This window comes from Streptomyces hokutonensis, assembly GCF_042751305.1.
In the GTDB taxonomy this organism is placed as follows: domain Bacteria; phylum Actinomycetota; class Actinomycetes; order Streptomycetales; family Streptomycetaceae; genus Streptomyces; species Streptomyces hokutonensis_A.
This window is the reverse complement of the sequence record NZ_JBHYWD010000001.1, coordinates 1,241,288-1,247,775: the sequence shown is the minus strand read 5'-3', so window position 1 is coordinate 1,247,775 and position 6,488 is coordinate 1,241,288. Positions and strand designations below refer to the sequence as shown.

General features: G+C 70.7%; 7 protein-coding genes and 1 riboswitch. Of the genes, 3 read left to right on the top strand and 4 right to left on the bottom strand.

Annotation, left to right across the window (positions count from 1 at the left end):
• Nucleotides 1-109: 109 nt before the first annotated feature.
• Both ACFXC1_RS05890 and ACFXC1_RS05885 read right to left on the bottom strand, forming a co-directional pair.
• Nucleotides 110-976 carry a CbtA family protein gene (locus ACFXC1_RS05890; RefSeq protein ID WP_381239243.1) on the bottom strand — a complete coding sequence of 289 codons (867 nt, stop codon included), beginning with the start codon at nucleotides 974-976 and terminating at the stop codon, nucleotides 110-112.
• Nucleotides 977-1,012: 36 nt separating this feature from the next.
• Nucleotides 1,013-1,228 carry a CbtB domain-containing protein gene (locus ACFXC1_RS05885; RefSeq protein WP_381239240.1) on the bottom strand — a complete coding sequence of 72 codons (216 nt, stop codon included), beginning with the start codon at nucleotides 1,226-1,228 and terminating at the stop codon, nucleotides 1,013-1,015.
• 34 nt (nucleotides 1,229-1,262) lie between these two features.
• Nucleotides 1,263-1,422: riboswitch (cobalamin riboswitch) on the bottom strand.
• A gap of 142 nt (nucleotides 1,423-1,564) precedes the next feature.
• Here ACFXC1_RS05885 and ACFXC1_RS05880 point away from each other — a divergent pair.
• Nucleotides 1,565-2,626 (top strand): hypothetical protein, encoded by a 1,062-nt coding sequence (locus ACFXC1_RS05880; protein WP_381239238.1) that lies wholly within the window; start codon nucleotides 1,565-1,567, stop codon nucleotides 2,624-2,626.
• A gap of 47 nt (nucleotides 2,627-2,673) precedes the next feature.
• Here ACFXC1_RS05880 and ACFXC1_RS05875 read toward each other — a convergent pair whose 3' ends face one another.
• Nucleotides 2,674-3,468, bottom strand: coding sequence for a RodZ family helix-turn-helix domain-containing protein (locus ACFXC1_RS05875; protein ID WP_381239236.1), 795 nt, complete (start codon nucleotides 3,466-3,468; stop codon nucleotides 2,674-2,676).
• A gap of 70 nt (nucleotides 3,469-3,538) precedes the next feature.
• Nucleotides 3,539-4,372 carry a DUF427 domain-containing protein gene (locus ACFXC1_RS05870; RefSeq protein WP_381239233.1) on the bottom strand — a complete coding sequence of 278 codons (834 nt, stop codon included), beginning with the start codon at nucleotides 4,370-4,372 and terminating at the stop codon, nucleotides 3,539-3,541.
• Nucleotides 4,373-4,515: 143 nt separating this feature from the next.
• Between ACFXC1_RS05870 and ACFXC1_RS05865 the strand changes: the two genes are divergently transcribed.
• Together ACFXC1_RS05865 and ACFXC1_RS05860 are read left to right on the top strand one after the other, a co-directional pair.
• Entirely contained in the window at nucleotides 4,516-5,340 is an 825-nt protein-coding gene (locus tag ACFXC1_RS05865) for a DUF1684 domain-containing protein (RefSeq protein WP_381239230.1), read from the top strand.
• 118 nt (nucleotides 5,341-5,458) lie between these two features.
• On the top strand, nucleotides 5,459-6,436 hold the full coding sequence (locus tag ACFXC1_RS05860; protein ID WP_381239227.1) for an ArsR/SmtB family transcription factor: 978 nt from the start codon (nucleotides 5,459-5,461) through the stop codon (nucleotides 6,434-6,436).
• The last annotated feature ends 52 nt before the right edge of the window (nucleotides 6,437-6,488 follow it).

The window sequence follows — 6,488 nt, the reverse complement described above, 5'->3', positions numbered from 1 at the left end:
CCCCTCTCGCCAGCCCCGCCACTTTCTATCACAAACAATCACTCACAAAAAAACACCGCCCGCGGGCGCCCCCCCCCCCCCCCCCCCCCCCCTCGTCGTGGGGAGTTGGTCAGGCCGGGACGGGGTCCGGCTCCTTCGACGGGGTGGTGGAGTCCGGGCGCGCGGGCTGGAGGAGGCGTTCGGCGAGTGGGGCGAAGATCAGGCCGAGGGCCGTCCAGAGGATGAGCTGCGCGGCGACGGAGTAGAAGCGGAAGTTGAACAGCACGTCCGCCGGGAAGCCCGGGTAGACGATGGTGCCCTTCGAGTCCTTCAGCGGCAGCGGTGTCTCGGTGGCCTGGTTGCCGAAGTTGGCCTTGTTGTACGAGAGATGGCCGAGCTGCGGCAGAAGCAGCATGACGATGCCGATCGCGACGACGAACGCGGCACCGGCGAGCAATGTGGCGTTCCAGTTGCCGAAGCGGGCCTGGAGCCGCTTGCCGAGGTAGACGGCACCCGCGAGAAAGGCGACGGAGCACACGATCATGATCAGATACAGGGCGCTGCGCTGCTGGATGGTCTCCTCGTGGCCGATCGCGGGCGGGTTGGCCGGGTACTTCAGGAACGGCACCAGGTACATGCCGAGGAAGCCGCCGCCGGCGACGAGAAGTGCCAGGTTGCGGGCCCGCAGACCGCCGGTGCGGCCGAGGCAGACGGTGTAGGCGACGGCGAACAGCGCGCCCATCGCCATGCCGAAGAAGACCATGCCGACGCCGATGCCCACATTGGCCTGGACGGTGCGGCTGAACAGGTCGGGGTCGGCGGCCTCGACGGGCATGCCGGCCGCCTTGTCCAGGGCGTTCTGAACGGCGTCACGGCCGTTCTCGTAGTCGATGGCCTTCGCGATCTGCGGTTCGGCGAAGATCCGCGCGAACACGAACGCGAGCAGGCCCGCTACTGCGCCGGCGAGCACACCGCGCAGTATGAGCTTCTTTTCCATGTCGAGTTGTCCGTACGTCCGGGTGCCGGCGGAAGGTCAGTGGCAGGGGAAGCCGAGGAAGTGGCGGGCGTCGTGGACGAACTCGTGGACGTGCATGTCGTTTCCGAACACCGACACGGCGCCCTGGTCGACGCCGATGAAGTAGTAGACGGCCAGCGCGATCAGCGCGGTGCCGACCAGCCAGACGATCGACTTCGAGATCGGCAGGACGACCGGCGTGGACACCGGACGGGATGTGGAAATGCTGCTCAAGGTGAGCCCTCCTTCGGGATCGTGCGTCCCTTGCGTGTACGGGCGAGTGACGGTTCAGTGTCTGACTCGCCCACCACCTCCGGCGGCGGGCTCACAGTGGCGCGACCGTGCTGGAATTCCACCAGCTTCCTTATGCCATCACTACAGGGGGAGCGTACGGCGCGGCTCTCCGGACCGTCAATCAGGCCCGTGCCGGGACGAGCGGCTGCGGGGCGTCACACGGGTGGCGCAATCGCGTGGCGGCCCGGACGGCAGGCGCTTACTACTGGACAGGATCAGCTGGTTCATCGCGCTTCGGGGGGCGATAGCAGCATCACCCTCTTCATGGAGCCGAGCATGACCACCCGCTCTTTCCCGCCCAGCCCGGACCGACCCGAGATATCTGACGACAGCGCGGTCCACCCGCGCGCGCTGCACAGCCTGGTGCATGCCGCCGTCACCGACCGGCCGTTGGAAGAGGTCCTCCAGCTCATCACGTTGCTGGAGCAGTCACCGAAGTACGCGCAGGCCACCGTCGACGCCCTGCGGGCGATCGGTGTGGACCGGCCCGTGGAGGACGTGACGCGCCTGGTGACCCTGCTGACACAGCCGCCACGCCATCCCGGCTCCGCCGACGAGACGATCCGCGCGGCGGCCGAGTCCCGGTCCGTGGAGGACGTCACCCGGCTGATGGCCCTGCTGCACCGGGCTCCGCTGGAGCCGCACTGCGGCGAGGAGGCGGTACGGGCCGCGGCGGCCCGGCCGGTCGAGGAACTGGTCCAGTTGATCGGCCGTCTCGCCGAGGAACAGGACACGCCCGTCCGGGCCTCGGGAGCGGCGGCCGATCAGTCCATCGCTCCGGCCACGGCCGAACCAGTCCGGACGGACACGCCCGAGCCGGAGCGGCCGGGCGACCGCCCGGCCCGCCTACGCCATCCACGGCCTCCGCGTACGGCCCCGCGGCGCGCCGAACTCCCGGTCTGGCCGCGGCTGTTCGCGGCGGCGGCGCTCGTCCTGTGCGGGCTGGCCCACTTCCCGTTGCACCGGGACGGAGCCTCCGGTGCCGCCTACGGTTTCGCGCTCGGGGTCTCGATCCTGTGCGTTCTGCTGGCACCTGCGCTGGTTCTCCACGGCGGGCTGCCCGTACTCGCCCTGTCCATGGTGGTGCCGGCCACATTGGCGGCGATCCAGCTGTTCGACGGGCGGTTCCACTCCACGCGGCTGTCCCAGGCGCTGCGGATCACTGCCGCGCCGCCCTGGCTGGCGGGGCTGATGGCCGCCCTCGCCGCGCTGGCGGCACTCACGGCCCTGCTCGCGCTCCTCACCGCACGGAGGGTCAGCAGGCAACTCGCCCTTCCCGACCGTCCCGACCGTCCCGACGACCACGCGATGGCCGAGGCGAACCGGACATCCGGGTAGGGTCGGCCGCCTTCGTACGACAGCCTCCGCTCACCCGGAGCGGAGGCTCAAGGAGCGGTGGCGTCAGGGCTGTTGCCGGCGCCGCCGCTCGCGGACGGCACGGTCGACGCCAAGGTCCCAGGGCTGGAACCGGCGCTTTCACCGGTGCCGCTGCCGGTGCCTGAGCTCGTGTCCGGCTCCGCGCTCGCGGACGGCGAGGCCGTGCCGCCCGTCCGTGACCCCGTGCCGCTGGACGTGAGCGGGGTGGGTGTGGGGCTCTGTGCGGGTGCGGGCGTCCCGGCCGAACCGCCGCCCATCGACGTGCCGTTGCCCGATTCGCCCCGCACCGCGGCGGCTATCGGCTTGCCCATGATGAGCTCGCCCGCGGTGACCGTGACCATCGCCAGCGCGAACACCAGGCCTGTCGCCAGCAGGTACTTCTTCCAGCCGACGGACTTCCAGAAGGAGCCGGTCCGATACGTGGTCACCGACTCGCTCTCGGTGCGGGTGGTGTTCGGCGTCTCGTTGGGTAACGCGAACGCCGCCCGGGCGTCGGCGCGTTGGATCGCGCGCTCCTCAGTCGGCGTCAGCACCATCGCCACCGCGGGTACCCGCCTGCGGATCCCCTCGCCCGTCCGCCGGAACGCGTGCTGGAAGACCGCCGCGCCGGTGGTCGCGCTGGTGCTGACCACGGCGGCACCGATGATCGTCCCGGTCACCCCCAGCAAGGACGCCAGCACCGCTCCCACCACGGTGGCAAGCGCGCTCGCGACCACCTGCACCGCGGTCAGATCGAGGACCTTGCGTTTCGGCGACGGCTTCTTCTCTTCCCGCTTCTTCTCTTCTTCCTTCTGACTCTCCATCCGGGTCGACTGCCCGGTGGACCGCGTTTCACTTCTCCTCGCGCCAACAGGGCTTCGACCGCGGCCGGGTTCAGGCCGACGGCCGCCCCGAAAGCGACTCGGTGAACGGCGTGACCGGGTGTTCCAGGGTTTCGCCGTCCACGGTGATGTCGACCACCTCGTTGTAGAAGGCGAGCAGGTCTTTGACGGCGCCGACCGCGGGCAGCGGTTCCGGATAGCTCCAGACGATGTTCGGCGGGACGCCCGGGCCGTCGGCCTCGCCGCGCCACGACCAGTACGTGGCCGTCCCCTTGTAGGGGCACCCGGTGCTGTGGTCGGTCGGTTCGAAGAGGTCCAGCCGGACGTCCTCGCGTGGGATGTAGTACCGGGTCGGCAGGCCGGTCTCGAAGAGAAGGACCGGACGGTGGGTGTCGGCGACGACCGTGCCGTCGATCTCGACCCGGACATGACGGCTGCTGGGGAGGGCGTCCACCCGTTTGTGCGGGTCGCGGGGGTGGACGAAGATCTCTTCCTCCTCCTCGTACCAGTGGTCGAGGCCGCGTCCGACGCGCCGGAACCACTCGAAGGCGATGTGCCCGGCCAGGTCCTCGGCGGGGAAGGTCCAGGCCGCGTTCTCCACCAAGCGGCCGTCGACTTCGAGGTCGTAGAAGACGCGTGATCCGGTGTGTGTGCCACTCGGGCCGGTCGGGGGGTTCTTCGCGGGGCGGAGCAGGTCCTCGCGGACCTCGTGGTGCGGGAAGGCGTAGAGCGGTACCGGGACACCCGGCTCCCAGACGAGGACGGGGTGCCTGCTGTCCACGACGGTGACGTCTCCCTTGAGGCCGCGGACCCAACGCCTGCTCGGTTCCCACAGCAGTCCTTCGGGTGTGGTCCTGACGTCTCGCGCGGTGGGGAACGTGCTCATGACCGTTTCTCCTTTCGGCCGAGGCCTGCGGCGATCTGGACACAAAGCTGTCACACACGGCCGGAATCCGCCGCCGGGCGGCCGGGGTTGGCACTGGTACGACCCGGTTTCGAGGCCGGGTCTCGTGCGACGAAGGAGTGATCGTGACCGTTGACCTCACTGCGACGGATCTGCAGGCCTTCACCCAGGAATGGCTGGGGTGGTATCGCGGTCAGGAGGAACGGCTGGCCGCCCCGCACGGGTTCCTGGCGATCACCGGACTGCACTGGCTCGACGAGCGGCCGCAGCGCTTCCCGGACGCGCCGGGTGCCTGGTGGACCGACGCGGAAGGGGTCGCCGTAACCCTCGACGACGATGAGGAACTCGTCGTGGGCGGAACGCCCGTGCGGGGTGAGTACCGCTTCGGTGTGCTGCCCGAGCGGGGCGGTGTCGACGCGGTCTGGGGTGACGCGGTGATCGAGGTGGCCAGGCGCGGCGGGCACGACATCGTACGGCCCCGGCACCCGGACGCGCCGCTGCGCACCGCCTTCGCCGGTACCCCCGCCTACGCGCCGGATCCCCGCTGGGTGGTCCGGGGACGGTACACGGCCTTCGAGACGCCGCGCCCGACGACCGTGGGCGCGGCGGTCGAGGGCCTGGAGCATGTGTACGACGCACCGGGCCGGGTCGATTTCGAGCTGGACGGGCACCCGCTGGCGCTGACCGTGTTCCCCGGGCGTGGGCCGGGCGGGCTGCTGGCCCTCTTCACGGACGCCACCTCCGGGGTGACCACCTACGCTGCCAACCGGGCCCTCTCGCTCGCCCCGCCCGCCGCCGACGGCACGGTCGTCCTGGACTTCAACCGCGCGGCCAACCTCCCCTGCGCCTATACGGACCTGGCGACCTGCCCGCTGCCGCCGGCGGAGAACCGCCTGCCGGTGGCCATCGAAGCGGGGCAGAAGATTCCGCGTGAGCGGGGTGGGATCTGAGTCCCTGCTCCACAACCAAGCGCGCCTCTCAGTCGTCCCCATGAGTGGCGCGCCGCTTTTGTGCGCCCGTGACCCCCCACCGATCACGCGCACTGACCACGCGCGGGAATGAGGTCGCATGCTGCGAATTCACTTCACCTCACGGGATCTGCAGAGCATCCGGGTCGCCCGTCGGCCTCATGCGCTGTGGGAACTCGTCTGCGGTGTCTGCCGATTGGACAGCCGACAGGGGGCGCTCGAATTCGGGCACTGGCGCCGCTCGGTGCGCGACCGCCTGGCCGAGGACCCGCGGGCCGGGCGGGCCCTGTCGCCGTTGCGGACGCTGATTCCTTCAGTGGGCTACATCCCCGACTTCCTCACGCCGTCCGTCACGGGCGGCGGTCTGGCCCGCGGTCTCGACGAGGTACGGGCCACCTCCCGCGCCCGGTTGACCCGTGAGCTGTCCCGGCTCGCCGAGTCGCGTCCGCTGCCGTCGTGGGTCTCCACGCTCGACCGGCCGGGGACCAAGGCCCTGGGGGCGTTGACGCGGGCCCTGGAACTGTCCTGCGGGACACTGCTCGATCCGTACTGGCCCCGCGTCCAGGCCGCCGTCGGCGACGATGTCGACCTGCGCTCCCGCGCCCTCCTCGACGGCGGCACCTCCGCCCTCCTCAACAGCCTGCGCCCGCACGCCCGTTGGCACGCCCCGGTGCTGGAGGTGGACTATCCCGTCGACCGCGAACTGCATCTGGAGGGGCGGGGCCTGCTGCTCGTCCCGTCCTACTTCTGCTGGCGCAGACCCACCGCCCTCGCGGACCCCACGCTCGGTCCTGTGCTCGTCTACCCGGTCGCCAAACAGCCCCTGGAGATCGTCCGGACGGGCAACGACGGGCTGGAGCGACTGCTCGGCCGTACCCGGGCGGCCGTACTGGCGCATCTGGCCGGCCATGGCGCACGGACCACGTCCGAGGTGGCTTCGGCGGCCAACATCGCGTTACCCAGCGCCAGTTACCAGCTCGGCGTGCTGCGCGACGGAGGTCTGATCGCCAGCCACCGGGACGGCCAGTTCGTACGGCACTCGGCGACGCCCCTGGGACTGCGCCTGCTGGACCGCTGACCAGCGACTGCCGGGAGCGGGCGCGGTGGCCACCGTGCGCAGGGGAACGGTG